The sequence below is a fragment of the Comamonas badia DSM 17552 genome, assembly GCF_000484635.1.
Taxonomy (GTDB): Bacteria; Pseudomonadota; Gammaproteobacteria; order Burkholderiales; family Burkholderiaceae_C; genus Comamonas_C; species Comamonas_C badia.
Window position 1 is genome coordinate 148,424 of sequence record NZ_AXVM01000003.1, and the last position, 20,580, is coordinate 169,003.

Below are 20,580 nucleotides of genomic sequence, written 5' to 3' on the forward strand. Positions count from 1 at the left end.
CTCACCCCTCACGCCCAACGCCCAACGCCCAACCATGCTCGGCCCCTTCTCCCGCCGCCTGTACCTGCGCATCTGGCTCGCCACCGTCGGCGGCGTGCTGGTGTTTGCGCTGGTGGTCGGCTGGGTCTGGCGCATCGCGGCGGAGCACAACGCACAGGCCATGAACGCGCCACCGCCGCGCGAGCTGCAGATCACGGGCGAGGACGGCACGCCGCTGCTGCAGGGCCTGGCCGCACGCGAGCCCGGTCCGTGGGAAAACGGCGTGACCTACCAGATCGAAACGCCCGAGGGCAAGAATTACACGCTGAAGATGGCGCCGCGCCAGCGGTCGGCGGGCAGCGGCGCGCGCAGCCGCCGCGACGGCCCGTTCTGGCTGGCTCCGCCCTATGGCTTTCTGTGGATTCTGGGGCTGGTGGGGCTGGCGGTCACGCTGGGGGTGTTCCCCATCATCCGCAAGCTGCTGCAGCGCCTGGAGCGGCTGCAGCGCAGCGTGCAGCGCTTTGGCGAAGGCGATCTTGCGGTGCGCGCGCCCGAGCAGGGGCATGATGAGGTGGCGCAGCTGGCGCGCCAGTTCAACGCCGCGGCGGCGCGCGTGCAGGCGCTGGTGGAGTCGCACAAATCGCTGCTGGCCAACGCCTCGCACGAACTGCGTTCGCCGCTGGCGCGCATCCGCATGGGGCTGGGGCTGCTGGAAGGCGGCGCGCCCTCGCCCGAAACGCAGGCCGAACTGCAGCGCAACATTGCCGAGCTGGACCAGCTGGTCGATGAGATCCTGCTCGCCAGCCGGCTCGATGCCGGTGCGCCGAACGTGGGTACCGTGGAAATGGTCGATCTCGTCGGCCTGGCCGCCGAGGAATGCGCACGCGTCGATGCCGAACTGGAGATGGCCGGGGGCCGCGCCATCCCCGAGCTGCCCGGCATCGTGCGGCTGCTGCGCCGCGCGGTGCGCAACCTGCTGGAAAACGCACGCCGCTACAGCGCCGGCAACGTCACGCTGCAGCTCTCGTGCGAGGGCGGCGCGGTGCTGGTGCGCGTGAGCGACCACGGGCCAGGCGTGCCGCAGCCGCAGCGCGAACGGATTTTCGAGCCCTTCTACCGCCTGCCCGGTGCCAGCGAGAAGAGCGGCGGCGTCGGCCTGGGACTGGCCCTGGTGCGCTCGATTGCCCAGCGCCATGGGGGCAACGTGGTCTGCGAGGGCCGTCCCGATGGTGCGACGGGCGCGAGCTTCGTGCTGCGCCTGCCTTTGCGTGCCATGGCGCAATGACCGCTGCTCTGCGGCGATGACGCGGCTCGCGCCGCATGACGGGGCATTGGTCATTTCGTCATGCCCGGCGCCAGCCGGCGCCATTCCGTCATTTCGTCATGGCCTCTTTTGCGCCGTACCATCCGAGGCACTGGAGGCCCCATGCACTGGATGAAACCCTTGGCCGCGCTGGCGCTGGCCCTTGCCACCGGCGCCGGATGGGCGCAAAGCGCCGCCGAGCCGCTGGTGCTGCGCAGCGTGATGGCGCAGATGCAGGCGGATACGCAGGCCGCGGGCGACGCCATCGCTCGCCAGGACTGGGCGAGCGCCGCCAGCCATGCCGACAAACTGGCACACCACGCCGAGCCTCCGGCGCTGGAAAAGGTGCGCATCCTGACCTGGCTGCTCACCGACGCGATGACGTTCCGCAACTACGACCTGCAGGTCAAGTCCGCGGCCGCGCAGCTGCGGACCGCCGCCCAGCAGCAGGACGGCGTGGCCGCCGCCCGCGATCTGGCGCGCATGCAGCAAAGCTGCGACGGCTGCCACAACAGCTACCGTGCCAAGTTTCTGGCGCATTTCTACGGGACGCCATGACAGAATGACCGCTGCGCTGCAGCGATGACGCGGCGCACGCCGCATGACGGGGGTATTGGTCATTTCGCCACGCCCGGCGCCAGCCGGCGTCATTGCGTCATCGCGCCAGGAAATCGTCGAGCGACTGCCCCTTGTCCCTGAGCAGCGCATCGATCGCGCCCCTCAGCGGCGCCAGGCGCTGCTCCACCGCCTCGCGCACGGTATCGACCATGACCACCGTATTGCGCTCCACTTCGATGTTGAGTGCATCGCCCTCGCGCTTGTCCTCGAACACCGTGGCGCGGCGCGTCTCGGGAATCAGCCAGACCTCGAACCAGCCCGCGGCCCGATCGCACTCGGCAATCGTCAGGCTCGCGCCATTGACGGCGATATAGCCCTTGGCAAACACGTAGCGCATGTGGCTTGCGGGCATGCCGATGCGCCAGACCAGGTTGTTCTCCAGCACGCGCCGCTGCGCCAGCCGCGCGGTGCAGTCGATGTGGCCCGAGAGCGGATGCCCGCCGATCTCCGCGCCGTCCCGGGCCGCGCGCTCCACATTCACCGGCTGGCCCGCGCCGTAACCCGCCAGCGTGGTGATCGCCAGGCTTTGCTGCATCACGTCAAAGCAGGCGCGCGTGGGCGAGGCGATGCGGGTGACCGTCAGACACACGCCATCGACGGCCACGCTGGCGCCTATCGCCAGGCCTTCGCAGAAGCCCGCCGGGAATTCGATGGTGAAGCTGCGCAGACCGGTGCGATCCTCGATCGCATCCAGCGTGGCGACGGCCTGGACTATGCCTGTGAACATGCTGCAAAACCGTGTGGGGTGAACGGCCCATTGTGCCAGCGCGCTACCATGGTGCGCCCATCAAGGAGCCCGCATGAACACCCGCGAACTCGCCCGCCCCGATGGCGCCACCCTGCTGCTGCGCGACTGGCCGCTGGCTGCGGACAAGCGCCGCGCCACCCTGCTGCTGGTGCATGGCCTGGGCGAGCACAGCGGGCGCTACGCCGCCCTGGCCCGGCACCTGGGCGGCTGGGGCTGCGCGGCGCAGGCCTACGACCATTACGGGCATGGCGGCTCCAGCGGCACGCGCGGCGCGCTGCCCCAGGAAGACCGCCTGCTCACCGACCTGGCCGCCGTGGTGGACGCCACCCGCGCCGCGCTGCCCGCGGACGAGCCGCTGATCCTGCTCGGGCACAGCATGGGCGGGCTGGTGGCCGCCACCTTCGCCGCGCGGCAGCTGCGCCCCATCGATGCGCTGGTGCTGTCCGCCCCGGCGCTGGCGATCTTCACCAGCCCGGTGCAGAAGCTGTTGCTGGCGACGCTGCCGGGGCTGCTGCCGAATCTGCGCATCGGCAACGGCCTGAACCCCGAGCACCTTTCCCATGATGCCGCCGTGGTGCAGGCCTATGTGAACGACCCGCTGTGCCACGACCGCATCAGCACGCGGCTGGCGCACTTTCTGGCCTTCACGGGGGCGGGTACGCTGGCGCACGCGCCGCACTGGCCCGTGCCCACGCTGCTGTTGTGGGGCAGCGGCGACCGCATGGTCAACCCCGCCGGCTGCCGCCAGCTGGCCGCCAACGCCCCGCCCGGCGTCGTCACGGCGCAGGAATTTTCCGGGCTGTACCACGAGATCTTCAACGAGGCCGATCCTGCGCCGGTGTTTGCCGCCCTGGGCCGGTGGCTTCAGGAATATCTGAACAAAAACCACCGTTGACGCTTGTTTGGCAAGCGCTGGCAGCTCTCTTTTCAGGAGAATACAAGCACGGCCAGCGCGGCAATGGCCGCCGTCTCGCTGCGCAGCACGCGCGTACCCAGGTGCGCCGGCGCGAAGCCCGCGGCCAGCGCCGCATCGTCTTCCTGCGGCGTGAGGCCGCCTTCGGGACCATGCAGCACCCAGACGGCCGGCGCAGCGCCCGCCGCCTCGCGCAGGGGCTGGCTGCCCGCCCGCAGCGAAAGCACCACCCGCCCGCCCTGGCCCGCGCCGCGCAAGGCCGTGTGCAGCGCCACGGGAGCGGCAATCTTGGGCACGCGGTTGCGCCCGCATTGTTCGCACGCCGCCGCCGCAATCGCCTGCCAGCGCGCCTGGCGCTTCGCCGCACGGTCGCCTTCGAGCTTGAGCACGCTGCGCGCCGTCAGCACCGGCTGGAGGCTCGTCACGCCCAGCTCCGTCGCCTTTTCCACCAGCCAGTCCATGCGCTCATTGGCCGGCATGCCGACCAGCAGATGGACCGCGCGCGCGGCCTCGCGCTCCACCGGGTCGTGAACGCCGACCGCCACCGCGACGTCGCTGCGGCCCATGCGCGTGACGTTCGCCGCCCATTCGCCACCCCGCCCGTCAAACAGCGTGAGCGGCGCGCCCGGCTGCAGCCTCAGCACCTGCACATGGCGCGCGGCTTCGCCCGCCAGCACGCGCTCGCCGGGGCTCAAAGGTTCATCGCACCAGATGCGCGGCATATTCAAAACAGGAGCTGCAGGCGCTTGCACAGCCTGCGTCAGAGGTGTTTTTTGTCACATTCTTCCGAAGGCCCAGCCGCCGGCCTGCTGCGTGCCTTCGATCTGGTCGATCAGGCGCAGCAGCGGCGCCAGCTCGCGGTAGCGTGCGCAGGTGGCGCGCATGTAGGCGATGAAGCGCGGCGCATCCGCCAGGTATTTCGGCTTGCCGTCGCGCAGCGTGATGCGGGCAAAAATGCCCGCCACCTTCAGGTGCCGCTGCAGCGCCATCCAGTCCACCGCGCGGTAGAACTCGCCGAAGTCCGCACCCCAGCCGCTCGCGCTGGCGGTACCCAGCAGGCCGGCCTTGCGCGCCTTTTCCCAGTAGCGCACGGTGAGGTCGATGACGAAGTCTTCCTCCCAGCTGATGAAGGCGTCGCGCATCAGGCTGGCGATGTCGTAGGTGATGGGGCCGAACACCGCGTCCTGGAAATCGAGCACGCCCAGGCACTCGTCCGGGCCAACGATGAGGTTGCGCATCATGTAGTCGCGGTGCACGAAAACCTGCGGCGCCGCCAGGTTCTGCGCCACGATGGCGTCGAACGCCTTCGCCAGCACCGCCTGCTGTTTTTCATCGAGCGTGGTCTGCCGGTGGCGCGCGACGTACCAGTCGGGAAAGAGCTGCAGCTCGCGGCGCAGCAGCGCCTCGTCATACGGCGGCAGCACGCCCGCGCGGCTGGCCTTCTGCCAGTCGAGAAGGACGTCGATGGCCTGCAGGTACCAGGCATGCGCCGCCCGCGGCTGGGCAGGGTCGAGTTTTTCGATCGCCGTCCGGGCGCCCAGGTCGGTGAGCAGCATGAAGCCATGCGCCTCATCCCAGGCCAGAATCTGCGGCACCCGCAGACCGGCGGCCTGCATCAGCGCCTGCACGGCGACGAAGGGGCGGCAATCTTCCTTCCCGGGCGGTGCATCCATGATGATGCGGGCCGCGCCATCGGCTGCATCGATGCGCAGGTAGCGCCGAAAGCTCGCATCGCTGCTGGCGGCGCGCAGCGAGGCAGGCTGCAGGCCCTGGCCTTGCGCCAGCGGGGCGAGCCAGGCCCGGAACGCCGATTCGCGGGCAGGATCGTCCCAGGCCACCGCGGGCGGGCTGGGGAAATGGGGCACAGCGCTCATGGATAATGGCAATTGTAGGGGCCGGGTCTGCCGGATTTTCCCCATGTCCTGTGCCGGGCCGGCGCGCAAGCCGCCCAGGGCGCCTGAATACTCCATCCGTGCCACCACCCCTGTCCCCGCCGCCTTGCCGCCTGCCAAGCCTGGTCTGCGCCGGGCTGCTGGTCTGCGCCCAGGCGCTCGCCCAGCAGGATGGCCCGCTGCCCGCCGCGGCGCTGCAAGCCTCGCCGCAGCTGGCGGAAAAGGCGCCCACGCCGCCCTCCGCCCTGCCCACCTTCGTGCGCGGCGAGCGCATCGAGGGGCAGACCGACGTGCAGATCAATATCCAGGGCGATGCCGAGCTGCGCCGCGGCGACACCGTGATCCATGCGGACCGCATGGACTACGACATCCCCGAGGACCGCGCGCGCGCCAGCGGCCATGTGCGCATCAACCGCGGCGGCAACCTCTACGACGGCCAGCTGCTCGATCTCAAGGTCAACGCCTTCAACGGCTTCTTCACGCAGATCGACTACCGGCTGCTGCAGACGGGCGGCCACGGCGTGGCCAGCCGCGTGGACTTCATCGACCACGACCATTCGGTCTCGCACGACGCGACCTACACCACCTGCGAGAAGGACAACGAAGCCAGCTGGCAGCCCGACTGGGTGCTGCGTGCCGAGACGCTGACGATAGACAAGGTGCAGGACGAGGGCGTCGCCACCAACGCCGTGCTGGAATTCAAGGGCGTGCCCATCCTGGCAACGCCCTGGGTCAGCTTCCCGCTGTCCAACCAGCGCAAGTCCGGGCTGCTGCCGCCCACGCTGGCGCTGGACAGCACCAGCGGCTTCGTCTACGCCCAGCCGTATTACTGGAACATCGCGCCCAACCGCGACGCCACCTTCACGCCGGTGCTGATGTCGCGCCGCGGTGTCGCGCTCAATTCGGAGTTCCGCTACCTGGAGCCGCGCTACAACGGCGAGCTGGGGCTGAATTTCATGCCGACGGACAAGCTGCGCGATCGCAACCGCTGGCTGGGCAGCATCAAGCACAGCGCGCAAATCGCCTCGCCCCTGGGCGATCTGGGCCTGGGAATCAACATCCGCCGCGCCAGCGACAACAATTACTGGCGCGATTTCCCCCAGCGCGGCACCAGCGGCACCAACCCGCTGGACACCACCGCGCAGCGGCTGCTGGCGGCCGATGGCAGCCTGCACTGGTCCCAGGGCAACAACGCGGTGAGCCTGCGCACCCTCAAGTGGCAGACGCTGCAGGACGTGACATCGCCGATCACGCCGCCCTACGACCTGCTGCCGCAATTGCACTGGGCCTACACGCCCGACAGCGTCGGCCCGGGGCTGGACCTGCGCCTGGATGGCGACTACACCCATTTCCGCGGCGATCGCAGCTTCTACACCCAGCCGAATGCCGCGCGCAGCTATTTCATCGCCCAGCTCAGCCGTCCCTGGCTCACGCCGGCGAGCTTCATCACGCCGCGCCTGCAGCTGCACGCCACGCGCTACCAGTTCGACACGCCGCTCTCCACGGGGCAGACGGGCATCACCCGGGTATTGCCCACCTTCAGCCTCGACAGCGGCCTGGTCTTCGAGCGCGATGCGGCGTACCTCGGCCGCGGCTTCGTGCAGACGCTGGAGCCACGCGCCTTCTACACCTTCACGCCGCACCACAACCAGAGCATGCTGCCGGTGTACGACACGGCGCAGACCGACTTCAACTTCGCCTCCATCTATACCGAAAACTCGTTTGGCGGCAACGACCGCATCGCCGACAACAACCTGCTGACGCTGGGCGTGACCACGCGGCTGCTCGACCCGGGCAGCGGCGCCGAGGCCGTGCGCCTGGGCGTGGCGCAGCGCCTGCGCTTTTCCGACCAGACCGTGACCATGCCCGGCCAGCCCGTGGTGAGCGAGCACCTGTCGGACATCCTGCTGGGCGCGGGCATCCATTGGGTGCCCGAGTGGGGCTTTGACTCCACCATCCAGTACAACCCCAAGCAGGGCCAGTCGCTGCGCACCACCATCGCCGCGCGCTACACCCCGGCCAAATACCACACGCTCAGCGTCGCCTACCGCAAGCAGGATGTGACCGGCCCCTTCACCGTGGCCAGCAAGCAGCTGGACCTGGGCTGGCAATGGCCGCTCTCGGACGTGTTTGGATCGTCCAGGGACAGCCAGGCGGGACGGGACGGGCGCTGGTACAGCGTCGGGCGCCTGAACTACAGCCTGCAGGACCGCAAGCTGACGGACGCCATCATCGGCGCCGAATACGACAGCTGCTGCTGGACCGGCCGCGTGGTGCTGGAGCGCCTGCAAATGGGCGCCACCACCTCGAACACGCGCATCCTGCTGCAGCTTGAGCTCAAGGGCCTGTCGCGCCTGTCGTTCGGCAACAACCCGCTGGCCAGCCTGCAGCAGAACGTGCCGGGCTACCAGGTTCTGGACAGCCGCCAAACCACCCCCAGCCGCTTCACCCGCTACGATTGAGCGCCAACCCTTTATCCGCCATGACACCACGCGCCCGAACTTCCGCCCTCGCCAGCCTGATGGCCCTGGCGCTGCTTGCCGCGCCGGCCGGCCACGCCCAGAACCAGAAGCCGTCAGCCAAGGCCGCGGCAACGGCCACGCGCAAACCCGCGCCAACCCAGGCGCCAGCGGCCGGCGCCAGCGCACAGGCACTGGCGCCCCAGTCGGCGGATTACATCGTCGCCGTGGTGAACTCCGAGCCCATCACCAACAACGAGGTGCGCGCGCGCGCCGCCCGCGTGGCCGAGCAGCTGCAGGCCCAGGGCGCCGCCATGCCGCCGCGCGCGCAGCTGCTGCACGAGGTGCTGGAACGCCTGATTTCCGAGCGCATCCAGGTGCAGCTGGCGCTGGAATCCGGCATCAAGGTAGATGATTACGCCATCGACCAGGCGGAACTCTCCGTCGCGCAGCAGAACGATATCTCGCTGCAGCAACTGCACCGCCAGCTGGCGCAGGAAGGGATTACCGTCGAAAGCTTTCGCCGCGAGCTGCGCAATCAGCTCCTGACGCTGCGCATCCGCGAGCGCGACGTCGAGTCGCGCGTCAAGGTCAGCGACGCCGACGTCGACCAGTTCATGCAGGAGCAGGCGCAAACCGCAGACCCGGCAACGCAGGCCATCAACCTCGGCCACATCCTCATCGAGGTGCCGGAAAGCGCCAGCCCGCAACAGGTGGCCGAGCGCCAGGCACGTGCCGAGGAGGTCGCGGCCAAGCTCAAGGCGGGCGGAGACTTCGCCGCGCTGGCGCGGGAATACTCGGATGCCCCCGAGGGCCGCACCGGCGGAGAACTCGGCCTGCGCCCCGAAGACCGCTACCCCGAGCTGTTCCTGGAGGCCACCGCCAAGAGCCCCGTCGGCGCCATCGTGGGGCCGGTGCGCTCGCCGGCGGGTTTCCACATTCTCAAGGTGATCGAGCGCTCCAGGAACGGCTTGCCCACCATGGCGGTGCAGACGCACGCCCGGCATATCCTGCTGCGCGTCAGCGCCAACCAGACCGAGGCCCAGGCGGCGGCCAAACTTGAGGAGCTGCGCCAGCGCATCGTGGGCGGACAGGGGTCGTTCGAAGCGCTCGCCCGCGAATACTCGCAAGACGGCAGCAGCAGCCAGGGCGGGGACCTGGGCTGGTCCTACCCAGGCCGCTACGTGCCCGAGTTCCAGCAGGCGCTCGACCAGCTCAAGCTCGGCGAAATCAGCCAGCCCGTCGTCACCCGTTTCGGCGTGCACCTGATCGAGCTCGAAGGCCGGCGCGAGGTGAAGCTCACGCAGCGCGAACAGCGTGACCTGGTGCGCGATGCGGTGCGCGCGAAAAAGCTGGACGAGGCTTATGCCAACTGGATACGCGAGGAGCGCGCGCGGGCCTACGTGGAGATGCGCGAGCCGCCGCAATAAAGCCGGCATGCAGCACATCCCGCGCAAACGCTTCGGCCAGCATTTCCTGCGCGATGCGGCCATCATCGACGCCATCGTGCGTGCGATCGCGCCGCGGCCAGGCCAGGCCATGGTGGAAATCGGCCCGGGTCTGGCGGCGCTCACCCAGCCGCTGCTCGAACGCCTGGGACGGCTTACCGTCATCGAGCTGGACCGCGATCTTGCCGCGCAACTGCGCCGCAATCCGCTGCTTTCAGTGATTGAATCCGATGTGCTGAAAGTGGATTTTGCGCAGATCGCAAAAGCGCTGGAAGCTACAAAAATCAGAGTTTCCGGCAACCTGCCCTACAACATCTCCACGCCCATCCTGTTCCACCTGCTGGCGTGTGCCGAGGTGATCGAAGACCAGCATTTCATGCTGCAGAAAGAGGTGGTGGATCGCATGGTCGCGCCCTGCGGCAGTGCCGAGTACGGGCGGCTTTCCGTCATGCTGCAATGGCGCTACGCGATGGAAGATGTGCTGTTCGTACCGCCCGAGAGCTTCGACCCGCCGCCGCGCGTGGACAGCAGCGTGGTGCGCATGCTGCCGCTTCCCGCGCCCGCACCGGTCGATGCGGCGCTGCTCTCGCAATTGGTGCAGGCGGCGTTCAGCCAGCGCAGAAAGCTCTTGCGCCACCCGCTCGCACCGTGGCTGGACGCCCACGGTTACAGCGGCAACTTTGACCTGCAGCGCAGGGCGCAGGAGGTGCCGGTGGCGGAATATGTCGCCCTGGCCCAGGCGCTGGCTGGTAATGAAGAATGACCGCGGCTTACGCTGGCGATGACGCGGCCTGCGCCGCATGACGGGGGTATCTGTCATGCCCCGCGCCAGCGGGCGTCATTTCGTCATGCAGCGTCCGCGAGCCAGTAGGCGCTGTTGAACGGGCTGCTCATGCGCAGCGCCAGCGGCGAGACATCCAGCAGCTTGTCGGTGGGCATCTTCTCCCCCGATTCGGCGTCGATCTGCACGCCGTGCACGGCCAAAGACTGGGCAGCATGGGGCTGCTCGGCCTCGTCAGCCCGTTCCGCAGGGCCAAAGGTGGCGGAACGGGCTACAGAAAAGAATAGAAGCAGCGAAACGCGATGCGCCGGTCGCCCCAGTATTCCGCGGCATCGCGGAAGATGTCGAGCAGCTGTTCGCGCGCTTCCTTGTCGAACTTGAGCGTCGCGGGAATCTGTTCAAGCACCACGACGAAGCCCGGCTGCGGCCCGGCCTTGTGCAGCGGGTCGGTCATGCAATCGTAGAGCGCATCGAAGTTCTTGCCGAAATGCGCCGGAAACAGAAACTGTTCGGCCAGCAGGTCCAGCACATCCTGTTTGGTCTGTGCATGGGCGAGGTTGGCGTACAGGAAGTGGTGGCCCAACCGCGCGGCCGTCTCCTGCAGGTCGTTCACGCTGAAGGCGCGAATCGACTGCACGATGTTGGCGCGCACGTTGCGCAGCAGGTTTTCATCGTCTTGACGAAGTGGCATGTCCATCTCCGCAACTCTTTCTGTCAAAAGTCCATTGAAAGCAGGGGCCTTGTCGCCCGAAGTCGGCAAGGCCTGGGGGGCGGCGGCGCTACCCGTTCGATCGGAATCAAAGGCAGGCAGCATCACGGCGCGATCACCCTGAAACTGGCGTAGTGGTCGTTCGTGTAATAGCAGGCATCGGGCGTGCGCGGCGCTCCGCCGCAGACAATGCGCTGCGCCCCGCGCCCGCGCTGCCCCGGTGTGCGTACCGTGTATTCACGGTAATACCCGCGACCATGAACGGGCAGCTGGCGCTCGTAATTGCCGAACACCGAACCATCCTTGTCATGCGGGAACGGCCCGCCGCGCTGGATCAGCGCATAGGTCGCGCGCCCGTTGGCGGGTAGCTGCTGCACACTGATCGGCGTTGCGGCGGCCGGTTCTGCCAGCCCCCGCGCACCCACGGGCAGGGCCAGCATGCACACCATGCCGACGAGCCCCGCAGCAAGCCACTGGCGCGCGCCCCCGGCAAGTGAAATTCCCATTGGCAATCGCCTTACACAAGCAACCCGTCGGCATCGCCAAACTAGGGTTTACCCGAAATCAAAACGCGCTAGTGTGACAAAAACGGGCCCAAAATGCAAGTCTGTGCTGAAAAAATGGGCAAGACTTCAGGGTTTACCCTGAAATTTGTGCAAACGCACAAATTTCAGGCCGATGGCGCGGCCGACGCCTGCGCGGCATTGGCGTCCGTCACCGTGAGCGCCACCATGTTGACGATGCGCCGCACCGTGGCGCTGGGCGTGAGCACATGCACCGGCGCGGCCGCGCCCAACAGCATCGGCCCAATCGCGATGCCGCCGCCCGCCGCCGTCTTGAGCAGGTTGTAGGCGATGTTGGCGGCGTCGATGTTGGGCATCACCAGCAGGTTGCAGCTGCCCGTGAGCGGGCTGTTGGGCATGAGCTTTTCGCGCGCCTTGGCGTCCAGCGCCACGTCGCCGTGCATCTCGCCCTCCACCTCCAGCCACGGCGCCTGCTGCTGCAGCAGCTCCAGCACCTGGCGCATCTTGACGGCGCTGGGCTGCTGGCTCGAGCCGAAGTTGGAGTGCGAGAGCAGCGCCGCCTTGGGCTGGATGCCGAAGCGCAGGATTTCCTCGGCCGCCATCACGGTGATCTCGGCCAGTTGCTCGGCGCTGGGGTCGTAGTTGACGTGGGTATCGACGATGAACACCTCGCGCTCGGGCAGCAGCAGCGCATTCATGCAGGCATAGGTTCTGGCGCCCGCGCGCTTGCCGATCACCTGGTCGATGTACTGCAGGTGGTGCTGGGTGTTGCCCCAGGTGCCGCAGATCAGGCCGGAGACCTCGCCGGTGTGCAGCAGCATGGAGCCGATGAGCGTAAGGCGCCGGCGCATCTCGATCCTGGCGATCGGCACCGTCACGCCCTTGCGCTCGGTCAGGCGGTGGTAGGTTTGCCAGAAGCCGCGGTAGCGCTCGTCGTGCTCGACGTTCACCACGTCGTAGTCCTGCCCTTCCTTCAGGCGCAGGCCGAATTTTTCGATGCGCTGCGCGATGATCGCGGGCCGACCGATCAGCGTGGGCCGGGCGATGCGCTCGTCCGAGACAATCTGCGCGGCGCGCAGCACGCGTTCTTCCTCGCCCTCGGCGAAGGCCACGCGCTTGAGCTGGGCCTGGCGCGCGGCCATGAAGACCGGCTTCATCATCGTGCCAGAGGCGTAGACGAAGGTCTGCAGATGGTCGCTGTAGGCGGCCATGTCGGCGATCGGGCGGCTGGCCACGCCGCTGTCCATCGCCGCCTGCGCCACCGCCGGCGCGATCTTCATCATCAGGCGCGGATCAAAGGGCTTGGGGATCAGGTATTCCGGGCCGAAGCTCAGTTGCTCGCCCGCGTAGGCCGCCGCCACCACCTCGCTCTGCTCGGCCTGCGCCAGCTCGGCAATCGCGCGCACCGCGGCGATTTCCATCTCGGTGGTGATGGTGGTCGCGCCGCTGTCGAGCGCGCCGCGGAACACGTAGGGAAAGCACAGGACGTTGTTGACCTGGTTGGGGTAATCGCTGCGCCCGGTGGCGATGATGGCGTCGCCGCGCACCGCCTGCACGTCTTCGGGCGCGATCTCGGGGTTTGGATTGGCCAGCGCGAAGATCAGCGGGTGCGCCGCCATCTTGCGCACCATGTCCTGCTTGAGCACGCCACCGGCGGAAAGCCCCAGGAAGATGTCGGCACCGTCGATGATGTCGCCAAGCGTTCGGGCATCGGTCTTCTGCGCGAACGTGGCCTTGGCCTCGTCCATCAGCTCGGTGCGGCCTTCGTAGACCACGCCGGCGATGTCGCTCACCCAGATATGCTCGCGCGGCAGGCCGAGCTTGACCAGCAGCCCCAGACAGGCGAGCGCCGCCGCCCCCGCGCCCGAGGCGACCAGCTTGACCTGGGCGATGTCCTTGCCCGCGACGGCCAGCGCGTTGAGCACCGCCGCGCCGACGACGATGGCCGTGCCATGCTGGTCGTCGTGAAAGACCGGAATCTTCATGCGCTCGCGCAGCTTGCGTTCGACGTAGAAACAGTCCGGAGCCTTGATGTCTTCCAGGTTGATGCCGCCAAAGGTCGGCTCCAGCGCCGCGATGATCTCGACGAGCTTGTCCGGGTCCTTCTCGGCGATCTCGATGTCGAACACGTCGATGCCGGAGAACTTCTTGAACAGCACCCCCTTGCCCTCCATCACCGGCTTGCCCGCGAGCGGCCCGATGTCGCCCAGGCCCAGCACCGCCGTGCCGTTGGTGACCACGCCCACCAGGTTGCCGCGCGCGGTGTAGCGGAAGGCCGCCGCCGGGTCCTTGACGATCTCCTCGCAGGGCGCGGCCACACCCGGCGAATAGGCCAGCGCCAGATCGTGGCGGCTCACCATCTGCTTGGTGGCGTGGATGGAAATCTTGCCGGGGCGCGGGTGCTCGTGGTAGTCGAGTGCCGCCTGGCGCAGGATTTCGCGTTTGTCGGGGGTGGAATCGGAGGTGGACAGTTCTGGCATGCGCCGATTGTCGCCGGTGTGTACCCATCCGCCACATCCAACGCGGTCAACCCCGCCATGGCATGCTGCGAACATGCAGGGTACACCCAAGGCCATTCCCGCGATCAACCCCAGCCGCTGCACCGGCTGCGGCTGGTGCGTGGCGGTGTGTCCACCCCATGTGCTGTCGCTGCGGAGGACAGCAGACGGTCCTGGCGCAGCCAAGCGGTCCGCGCTGGATGATGCGGATGGCTGCACTGGCTGCGCACTGTGCGCGGTGCGCTGCCCGTTTGATGCAATCGCAATGGTGCGCCGGCAGACGCACAAGCAATGATGCATTCATCATGCAGTCCATGCGCATGGCAGGATGCGCAAACTGATGGCGTCGGTCACTGCTGTCCGGTTAAAAATCGAACAAATTCAACTGGTTAGCGATGCTGAGCAGGTCGATCTGGGATGCATCGGCCTGCAAGGCGCATGAAACCTCGGTTTTCTCGAACAGCGACACCGACAGGATCTGTGGACATGTGTAGAGCGAGGCATCGAGTTGAAGCTCCTTCTTGACGATGGCAATCAGCACGTAGGTGGCCACGGCTCACCATACCCACGCCCTATTTGCACGTCTTGTTGCCGCGCCCAAGAACCCGCAGCAGATTGCACGCGGCTTTGATGCCTACAGCGTGACCTTTGATGGGCATGTGGCCGTGGGGCAAGCACTGCCTGTAGCGCAAGGCGTCATGCTGCGCCGCTTGTGGTGAGCCTGGGACGTAGACATGAAGCCCATCCCTACAGCCTTTGAAGGCCAGTCCATTCGTCGCCTGTACGACGAGGCCACCGACACCTGGTGGTTCTCGGTGATTGATGTGGTTCAGGTACTCACGGGCAGCAACAACAGCAACCGGTATTGGTCTGACCTCAAGCGCAAACTAACCCAGGAGGCAGGGACAGACCAAGCTTACGAAAAAATCGTAAGGTTGAAACTCCCCACACCTGACGGCAAACAGCGCCTGACCGACTGCGCCACGGCTGAAAGCCTGCTGCGCATCGTGCAATCCATCCCCAGCCCCAAGGTCGAGCCTATCAAGCTATGGCTGGCGCGGGTGGGTTACGAGCGGATGCAGGAAATTGCCGACCCAGCCCAAGCGCTCGATCGTGCGCGCCAGACCTGGGTGCAGCAGGGGCGCAGCGAAAAATGGATTCAGCAGCGCATGACGGGGCAGGAAACGCGCAACAAGCTCACCGACTATTGGAGTGAGCACGACGCGGCGCAGGGGCGCGAGTTCGCCATCCTCACCAACCTCATCCACCAAACCTGGTCAGATTTGAGTGTGGCGAAGCACAAGGATGCCAAGGGACTCTCCAGCCACAATCTGCGCGACCACATGGGCGATTACCGCCCTGCCCGCAAGGCTGTGGTGGTGGTCTTTCAAGAGCGCAAAAAGGATGAGATGACCCATCCCCTGCTGGCGCAAACCGTGCCTTTGGGCCTGGTGCCATTGGTGCAAGTCCGTTTGCTCGCGCGGGCCTGCGTGACGACGCTGCGCCCTACATCCCTTTTATTCCCAAATAGGCATTGCGGTCATGGCCCCGCCGCGAGGGCTTCGTCGAACTCTCTCTGCGCATCCTCACTTTGCAGCCGCTCTTTCAGGCCCCCGTCCCAATCGGACAATCCAGCGTGATGGCCCGCTATCAAATATGCCAGTATGTGACCGTAGGGGCGGTTTGCTTCATTCAATTGCCTGACGGCCCACAGTGCGCCAGCAGCAGAGTGGGTTTTGTCACGGCCAGAAATCTTGCCTTCAATGTGTGCGTCCACATCTCCCGTCTGGCGCAGATACTTTTGAAACCCAGGTCGGTACTTGCCCAAGTCATGCCAATTCCCAGCCAGACGTGCCCACTCAGCGCCAAAATGCTTCGCAAGTTCCGCTGCAAGTGCTCCCACCGCCCGGAGATGTTCATCCAGCGCGTGAGGCTCGCGCACCGTACCGTCTCTCGTTTGAACTGAATGCGCGATAGGCGCAATCCCATACGGATCATGGTGCAGACTCGTCACAACCAGCCCCTCCAATTGTTGTCGTGGCACCAACGATCGAGATGCACGAGATAAAGGCAGATTAGCAGACTGATTGCATATACAGTCACCTTCCGAATGTCTACTGACGCCCTTGCCACCCTGGCCCTGCACCAATTCAACGCCATCGTGCAGTCCACCCCCGGCCTGCGCGTGCGGGACGGCCAGCAGCGCATGGCGCAGCAAGTGGCCGACACCTTTGCGCAGACCCGGCTGCGCGGCGAAGCGGGTGAGACCGAAAGCGACACCTCCGAGCACGCCATCGCCGTGATCGAAGCCGGCACCGGCGTGGGCAAATCGCTGGCCTATGCGGCGCCCGCCATTCAGATGGCGCTGGCGCGCGGCACGCGCGTGCTGATCGCCACCGCCACCGTGTCGCTGCAGGAGCAATTGGTGCACAAGGATCTGCCCGCGCTGGCGGCGGCGATGTCAGAACCTTTCAGCTTCGCCCTGGCCAAGGGGCGGGCGCGCTATGTGTGCAAGCTCAAACTGGAGCGGCTGGCGAGCGATGAATCCGCCGTGGACGATGGCCTGTTTCCTGAAGACCCGGATGCCCCTGGCAAGGAAGCAGCCGAAACCCGCGAGGCGCGCAGCGCCTTCTACACGCGCCTGGCCGATGATCTGGCCAGCGGCCTGTGGGAGGGCGATCGCGACCAACTCGCCATCCCGCCCGATCCGGCGCTCTGGTCGCCGATCGCGGCGGTGGCGCACACCTGCACCGGCCGGCATTGCCCGCTGTTTGCCACCTGCACCTATTACGAGCGGCGCAAGGAGCTGGTGGCCGCGCAGGTGATCGTCGCCAACCACGACCTGCTGCTGTCTTCCATAGGCGCGCGGCTGCTGCCGGATCTCTCCAATTGCCTGCTCATCATCGATGAGGCGCACCATCTGCCCAGGACCGCGCTGGCGCAATTTGCCTGCGAGATGGACATCTCCCGCCTTGCCTGGCTGCAGCAGCTGGCCAGCCGTGCGCTGCGCGTCGCCTCTCAGGTGGAAGTGGAAAGCGATATCGACGTGGCGGCCAGCAGCGCCCGATTGCGTGTGGCGCTGCAGGATGCCGAGCGGCTGGTGATCGATCTGTACGGCGCGCCGCTGCGCGAAGCCATGGCGCGCGCGCCGGGCAAACCGGCCTCGCACCGCGCACGGGCGCCCAGGGGCGAGCTGCCCCCGCCGCTCTCCGAAGCGCTGGCGCAGGTGCTGCAGCACGCGGGCGATCTGCTGCAAGGCCTGCGCGCCATCGCCCAGGCGCTGCGCGAGCACATCCGCGAAGAGCCCGCGGACGCCCGCCGCCTGTCGCAGCTCTACGCCCAGGTCGGCCAGCTCGCGCCGCGGCTGGAGGCGGTGCATGCCAGCGCATCGCTGCTGCTGCAGGAAGCGCCGCAAGGCGGCGCCCCGGCCGCCAAATGGTTCACGCTGGCCAGCGCCGGCGACGCGCCCGTGGTGCGCGCGCATGCCAGTCCCCTGCTGCCCGGCGCGGCGCTGGCGGCGCACCTGTGGTCGGCGGTGCGCGGCGCGGTGCTGACCTCGGCCACGCTCACGAGCTGCGGCAATTTTGATTTTTTCCTGCGCGAGGCCGGCCTGTCCGACGATGCGGGCGTGACCACGCTGCAAGTCGCCAGCCCCTTCGACTACGCCAGGCAGGGCACCCTGACGGCCAGCCGCACCGAGGCATTGCCGCGTGACGTGGCAGCGTTCACGCGGCAGATGGTGCGTGCGCTGCTGGACGACCTCGCCCAGGTGCGCAGCGGCGCGCTGGTGCTCTTCACCTCGCGCGAGCAGATGCGCCAGGCGGTGGAGCAACTGCCCCCGGCGCTGCGCACCATCGTGCTGGTGCAAGGGCAGCAACCGCGCCTCAAGCTGCTGGCAGCGCACCGCGAACGCGTGGCCCGGGGCGCGCCCTCGGTCATCTTCGGCCTGCAATCGTTTGGCGAGGGGCTGGACCTGCCAGGCGCGTTGTGCGAAACGCTGTTCATCACCAAGCTGCCGTTTGCGCCGCCCGACGAACCGGTGGACGAGGCGCGCGCCGAATGGCTGCGCGCCAGCGGCGGCGACCCGTTCATGGAACTGGTCGTGCCCGCCACGGCGATGCGGCTGGCGCAGTGGGTGGGCCGCGCCATCCGCAGCGAAGACGACCACGCACAGGTCATCTGCTACGACAAACGCCTGCTGCACACGGGTTACGGGCGGCGTCTGCTGCACGGCCTGCCGGCATTCACGCTGCGGGAGCGCGGCGCTCCTGCCGAAACGACGGCGTAGAACCCTCCATGCCCACCACGCCGCTTGCGCGCCTTGCCGTCCAGGCCCTGGGCCCGGCGATGGCGGCGCTGCTGCTGGGCTGCGCGAGCTCCGCCCCCACCGACCGTGGCCAGGTGCAGGGGGCCTCCGCCAGCCGCGACGAGCTGGTGCAGTCCGAACTCAACCGCGCCGCCACGCTGGCCATGCACGACAACCTGCAAAGCCTGATGCTGCTGGCCGACAAGCTCTACCGCCGCAACCCCGCCCAATGGCGCGCGGGCGGGGCCACGGACCGGGAGCAGGCGCTGCAGCGCATCCAGTCGGCGATCGACCTGCGGCAGGCCTGGGCGCCGCTGGGCGGGCGGCGCGACATCGACGCGATGGCCTATGCGATGTCACCCGCATTCACCGGCGACCGCGTCGCCGCGCTGGTGCTTGCCACCGTGGACATGCTCATCACCGCGCATGGCGGAAGGACGACGTTCCACCTTCTGGACGGCATCGACGCTCAGCACATCCACAACGCCGCGCGCAACATCGAAATCGCCGCCTGGATCCTTTCGGAGCGCCGTGATGCGCAGAACCGGCCGCTGCTGCTGGCCAATGAGCTCAGTGCCGATGGCGGAACGCGCAACCTGAGCTTCGAGCGCGAATTCGGCAAGATCATCGCGCGCCTGGACCTGCTGGCCGAGCTCAGCGACGAGCGCATGCGCCGCGCCGCGATCAACTACGTGCAAAGCCTGCTGGGCGCGGGCCTGCTGCAATTCCTGCCGGTGCGCTGACCGGCGCGCCGGTTTCAGGGCCCGTTCAGGCTCTCAGAGCGTGCTCAAAGTCTCCGCGTGGTGCCCGCAAGGCAGCAAAACGTCGCAATCAAGGCGCCCGCTCAGGCCTTCTTGCGCACCAGACCGTAGATCACCAGCAGCACGATGGCGCCAATGATGGAAGCGATCCACCCCGCCGTCTGGCCCACCTGGTACCAGCCGAAAGCCTGTCCGGCGTAAGTGGCGAGAAAAGAGCCCGCGACGCCGAGCACGCAGGTCATGATCCAGCCCATCTTGTCGTCGCCCGGCTTGAGGGCACGGGCCAGCAGGCCGACGATGAGTCCGATGAAAAGGGTTCCAAGGAGGCTGAGCATGGTATCGATGGCCCGAAATTGATTGATATATCACGCCTGTGGCATAAACGCATGCAGGCACATACACTGCTTTCCGCCCCAAACGGCCATCCGGCAATGCGGGCACATTTGTACACCCAAAAGGCCACCATGCATTCAGACCTGCACAAACGCACGCTGCTCAAACTCGCCGCTGCCGGCGCCCTGGCGCCGCTGGCGCTCGCCGCATGCGGCAAAAAGGAAGAGGCAGCGCCTGCCCCGGCCGCCCCCGCACCGGCGGCTGCTCCGGCGCCAGCGCCCGCCGCCGGGCCGCTCAAGGCCGCGTGGATTTACGTCGCCCCCGTGGGCAATGCCGGCTGGAGCTTTGCGCACGATCAGGGCCGCAAGGCGGCGGAGGCGGCATTTGGCGACAAGCTGCAGACCACCTTCGTCGAGAACGTGCCCGAGGGGGCAGACACCGAACGCGTGCTGCGCGACCTGATCAACCAGGGCAACACGCTGCTGTTCGGCACCAGCTTCGGCTTCATGGAAGCCATGGTCAAGGTGGCGCAGGAATTCCCGCACGTGCGCTTTGAGCACTGCACGGGCTACAAGACCGCCGCCAACCTCAACGTCTACGACTCGCGCTTCTACCAGGCCACCTACCTGGCCGGCATCATCGCCGGGCACCTGTCCAGGACCGGGGTGCTGGGCTACGTCGGCTCGGTGCCCATCCCCGAGGTGCTGCGCAACATCAACGCGTTCACGCTGGGCGCGCAGACGGCCAACCCGGGCATCAAGACCCGCGTGGTCTGGACCAACAGCTGGTTTGATCCGCCCAAGGAGACCGAGGCCGCCAACGCGCTGCTCAACGGCGGGGCCGACATCCTGCTGCAGAACACCGACTCGCCGGCCGTGATCCAGGCCGTGGAGCAGGCCGGCAAGCTCGCCTTCGGCTGGGATTCGGACATGAGCGAGATGGGCGGCAAGGCACACCTGGGCTCGTGCATCGCCGACTGGTCGCGCTATTACAAGCAGACCATCCAGGCCGCGCTGGACGGCAGCTGGAAGGGCGGGCAGACCACCCGCTGGGGCGTGCCCGAGGGACAGAACGATCTGGTCAAGATCCCGGACACCGTGCCCGAGGACCTGCGCGCCCAGGTGCAGGCGGTGAAGGCGAAGATGACCGACGGCAGCTTTGACGTGTTCACCGGCCCCATCACCGATGGCGAGGGCAAGGAACATCTGGCCGCCGGCACGCGCGCCGACGATGCCTGGATGGGTGCGATCAACTTCTTCGTCAAGGGCGTAGAAGGGAAGATTCCAACTTCCAATTGAATAGCTATTG

General features: G+C 67.3%; 20 protein-coding genes and 1 pseudogene. 11 read left to right on the forward strand and 10 right to left on the reverse strand.

Annotated elements, in window-relative coordinates; translation table 11 throughout:
- Positions 1-34: 34 nt before the first annotated feature.
- Both K320_RS0107600 and K320_RS0107605 read left to right on the forward strand, forming a co-directional pair.
- A complete protein-coding gene (locus K320_RS0107600; protein ID WP_024538235.1) occupies positions 35-1,264 on the forward strand; it encodes an ATP-binding protein in 1,230 nt (409 codons plus the stop codon).
- Between the two features lie 141 nt (positions 1,265-1,405).
- Entirely contained in the window at positions 1,406-1,840 is a 435-nt protein-coding gene (locus K320_RS0107605) for a cytochrome c (RefSeq protein ID WP_024538236.1), read from the forward strand.
- Between the two features lie 97 nt (positions 1,841-1,937).
- Here K320_RS0107605 and K320_RS0107610 read toward each other — a convergent pair whose 3' ends face one another.
- Positions 1,938-2,627 (reverse strand): riboflavin synthase, encoded by a 690-nt coding sequence (locus K320_RS0107610; protein WP_024538237.1) that lies wholly within the window; start codon positions 2,625-2,627, stop codon positions 1,938-1,940.
- A gap of 73 nt (positions 2,628-2,700) precedes the next feature.
- Between K320_RS0107610 and K320_RS0107615 the strand changes: the two genes are divergently transcribed.
- Entirely contained in the window at positions 2,701-3,543 is an 843-nt protein-coding gene (locus tag K320_RS0107615) for an alpha/beta hydrolase (RefSeq protein WP_024538238.1), read from the forward strand.
- Between the two features lie 32 nt (positions 3,544-3,575).
- Here K320_RS0107615 and K320_RS0107620 read toward each other — a convergent pair whose 3' ends face one another.
- A complete protein-coding gene (locus K320_RS0107620) occupies positions 3,576-4,283 on the reverse strand; it encodes a 16S rRNA (uracil(1498)-N(3))-methyltransferase (RefSeq protein WP_024538239.1) in 708 nt (235 codons plus the stop codon).
- 54 nt (positions 4,284-4,337) lie between these two features.
- Complete coding sequence (locus K320_RS0107625) at positions 4,338-5,435, reverse strand: aminoglycoside phosphotransferase family protein (RefSeq protein ID WP_029695922.1); 1,098 nt, start codon at positions 5,433-5,435, stop codon at positions 4,338-4,340.
- 83 nt (positions 5,436-5,518) lie between these two features.
- Here K320_RS0107625 and K320_RS0107630 point away from each other — a divergent pair, with 83 nt between their 5' ends.
- The 3 genes from K320_RS0107630 to rsmA are packed head-to-tail and all read left to right on the forward strand — an operon-like array spanning position 5,519 to position 10,123.
- Positions 5,519-7,915 (forward strand): LPS-assembly protein LptD, encoded by a 2,397-nt coding sequence (locus K320_RS0107630; protein ID WP_051384878.1) that lies wholly within the window; start codon positions 5,519-5,521, stop codon positions 7,913-7,915.
- A 20-nt stretch (positions 7,916-7,935) separates the two neighbouring features.
- Positions 7,936-9,342 carry a peptidylprolyl isomerase gene (locus K320_RS0107635; RefSeq protein ID WP_024538242.1) on the forward strand — a complete coding sequence of 469 codons (1,407 nt, stop codon included), beginning with the start codon at positions 7,936-7,938 and terminating at the stop codon, positions 9,340-9,342.
- Positions 9,343-9,349: 7 nt separating this feature from the next.
- Positions 9,350-10,123 (forward strand): 16S rRNA (adenine(1518)-N(6)/adenine(1519)-N(6))-dimethyltransferase RsmA, encoded by a 774-nt coding sequence (rsmA, locus tag K320_RS0107640; RefSeq protein ID WP_024538243.1) that lies wholly within the window; start codon positions 9,350-9,352, stop codon positions 10,121-10,123.
- A gap of 83 nt (positions 10,124-10,206) precedes the next feature.
- Here the strand turns inward: rsmA and K320_RS19625 are convergent, their stop codons facing one another.
- From K320_RS19625 to K320_RS0107660, 4 genes are all read right to left on the reverse strand, one after another.
- The gene (locus K320_RS19625) at positions 10,207-10,338 is read right to left on the reverse strand and encodes a hypothetical protein (protein WP_281172621.1); all 132 of its coding nucleotides are present in this window, start codon (positions 10,336-10,338) and stop codon (positions 10,207-10,209) included.
- Between the two features lie 74 nt (positions 10,339-10,412).
- The gene (locus K320_RS0107650; protein ID WP_024538244.1) at positions 10,413-10,838 is read right to left on the reverse strand and encodes a barstar family protein; all 426 of its coding nucleotides are present in this window, start codon (positions 10,836-10,838) and stop codon (positions 10,413-10,415) included.
- A 116-nt stretch (positions 10,839-10,954) separates the two neighbouring features.
- Positions 10,955-11,299, reverse strand: a complete 345-nt coding sequence (locus K320_RS0107655) for a ribonuclease domain-containing protein (RefSeq protein ID WP_407059760.1) — start codon at positions 11,297-11,299, stop codon at positions 10,955-10,957.
- A 221-nt stretch (positions 11,300-11,520) separates the two neighbouring features.
- Positions 11,521-13,854, reverse strand: coding sequence for an NADP-dependent malic enzyme (locus tag K320_RS0107660; RefSeq protein WP_024538246.1), 2,334 nt, complete (start codon positions 13,852-13,854; stop codon positions 11,521-11,523).
- A 73-nt stretch (positions 13,855-13,927) separates the two neighbouring features.
- Here K320_RS0107660 and K320_RS18650 point away from each other — a divergent pair, with 73 nt between their 5' ends.
- Positions 13,928-14,167, forward strand: a complete 240-nt coding sequence (locus tag K320_RS18650; RefSeq protein ID WP_084301201.1) for an ATP-binding protein — start codon at positions 13,928-13,930, stop codon at positions 14,165-14,167.
- A gap of 69 nt (positions 14,168-14,236) precedes the next feature.
- On the opposite strand, the pseudogene K320_RS0107665 reads toward K320_RS18650, so the two are convergent.
- Positions 14,237-14,428 (reverse strand): annotated as a pseudogene (locus K320_RS0107665) (IS4 family transposase); the annotation flags it as partial.
- A gap of 178 nt (positions 14,429-14,606) precedes the next feature.
- On the opposite strand from K320_RS0107665, the gene K320_RS0107670 reads away from it, so the two are divergent.
- Entirely contained in the window at positions 14,607-15,512 is a 906-nt protein-coding gene (locus K320_RS0107670; RefSeq protein WP_024538248.1) for a BRO family protein, read from the forward strand.
- On the opposite strand, the gene K320_RS19685 is transcribed toward K320_RS0107670, so the two are convergent.
- Positions 15,413-16,018, reverse strand: a complete 606-nt coding sequence (locus K320_RS19685; RefSeq protein WP_342667227.1) for a CRISPR-associated endonuclease Cas3'' — start codon at positions 16,016-16,018, stop codon at positions 15,413-15,415. The two genes, K320_RS0107670 and K320_RS19685, sit on opposite strands and share 100 nt — an antisense overlap.
- On the opposite strand from K320_RS19685, the gene dinG reads away from it, so the two are divergent.
- Together dinG and K320_RS0107685 are read left to right on the forward strand one after the other, a co-directional pair.
- On the forward strand, positions 15,983-18,160 hold the full coding sequence (gene dinG, locus K320_RS0107680; protein ID WP_024538250.1) for an ATP-dependent DNA helicase DinG: 2,178 nt from the start codon (positions 15,983-15,985) through the stop codon (positions 18,158-18,160). The two genes, K320_RS19685 and dinG, sit on opposite strands and share 36 nt — an antisense overlap.
- Before the next feature lie 8 nt (positions 18,161-18,168).
- Complete coding sequence (locus tag K320_RS0107685; protein WP_024538251.1) at positions 18,169-18,921, forward strand: hypothetical protein; 753 nt, start codon at positions 18,169-18,171, stop codon at positions 18,919-18,921.
- Positions 18,922-19,022: 101 nt separating this feature from the next.
- Here the strand turns inward: K320_RS0107685 and K320_RS0107690 are convergent, their stop codons facing one another.
- Complete coding sequence (locus tag K320_RS0107690; protein WP_024538252.1) at positions 19,023-19,274, reverse strand: GlsB/YeaQ/YmgE family stress response membrane protein; 252 nt, start codon at positions 19,272-19,274, stop codon at positions 19,023-19,025.
- 129 nt (positions 19,275-19,403) lie between these two features.
- On the opposite strand from K320_RS0107690, the gene K320_RS0107695 reads away from it, so the two are divergent.
- Positions 19,404-20,570: a BMP family ABC transporter substrate-binding protein gene (locus K320_RS0107695; protein ID WP_024538253.1), complete on the forward strand. Its 1,167-nt coding sequence runs from the start codon at positions 19,404-19,406 to the stop codon at positions 20,568-20,570.
- The last annotated feature ends 10 nt before the right edge of the window (positions 20,571-20,580 follow it).

Bases quoted from the DNA above. Each gene is read 5' to 3' on its own strand.
- K320_RS0107655 (WP_407059760.1), bottom strand. From the start codon at position 11,299: ATGGTGTGCATGCTGGCCCTGCCCGTGGGTGCGCGGGGGCTGGCAGAA.
- K320_RS0107660 (WP_024538246.1), bottom strand. From the start codon at position 13,854: ATGCCAGAACTGTCCACCTCCGATTCCACCCCCGACAAACGCGAAATC.
- K320_RS0107620 (WP_024538239.1), bottom strand. From the start codon at position 4,283: ATGCCGCGCATCTGGTGCGATGAACCTTTGAGCCCCGGCGAGCGCGTG.
- K320_RS18650 (WP_084301201.1), top strand. From the start codon at position 13,928: ATGCAGGGTACACCCAAGGCCATTCCCGCGATCAACCCCAGCCGCTGC.
- K320_RS0107690 (WP_024538252.1), bottom strand. From the start codon at position 19,274: ATGCTCAGCCTCCTTGGAACCCTTTTCATCGGACTCATCGTCGGCCTG.
- K320_RS0107635 (WP_024538242.1), top strand. From the start codon at position 7,936: ATGACACCACGCGCCCGAACTTCCGCCCTCGCCAGCCTGATGGCCCTG.
- rsmA (WP_024538243.1), top strand. From the start codon at position 9,350: ATGCAGCACATCCCGCGCAAACGCTTCGGCCAGCATTTCCTGCGCGAT.
- K320_RS0107605 (WP_024538236.1), top strand. From the start codon at position 1,406: ATGCACTGGATGAAACCCTTGGCCGCGCTGGCGCTGGCCCTTGCCACC.
- K320_RS0107625 (WP_029695922.1), bottom strand. From the start codon at position 5,435: ATGAGCGCTGTGCCCCATTTCCCCAGCCCGCCCGCGGTGGCCTGGGAC.
- K320_RS0107650 (WP_024538244.1), bottom strand. From the start codon at position 10,838: ATGGACATGCCACTTCGTCAAGACGATGAAAACCTGCTGCGCAACGTG.
- K320_RS0107615 (WP_024538238.1), top strand. From the start codon at position 2,701: ATGAACACCCGCGAACTCGCCCGCCCCGATGGCGCCACCCTGCTGCTG.
- K320_RS0107610 (WP_024538237.1), bottom strand. From the start codon at position 2,627: ATGTTCACAGGCATAGTCCAGGCCGTCGCCACGCTGGATGCGATCGAG.
- K320_RS0107600 (WP_024538235.1), top strand. From the start codon at position 35: ATGCTCGGCCCCTTCTCCCGCCGCCTGTACCTGCGCATCTGGCTCGCC.
- K320_RS0107685 (WP_024538251.1), top strand. From the start codon at position 18,169: ATGCCCACCACGCCGCTTGCGCGCCTTGCCGTCCAGGCCCTGGGCCCG.
- dinG (WP_024538250.1), top strand. From the start codon at position 15,983: ATGTCTACTGACGCCCTTGCCACCCTGGCCCTGCACCAATTCAACGCC.
- K320_RS0107670 (WP_024538248.1), top strand. From the start codon at position 14,607: ATGAAGCCCATCCCTACAGCCTTTGAAGGCCAGTCCATTCGTCGCCTG.
- K320_RS0107695 (WP_024538253.1), top strand. From the start codon at position 19,404: ATGCATTCAGACCTGCACAAACGCACGCTGCTCAAACTCGCCGCTGCC.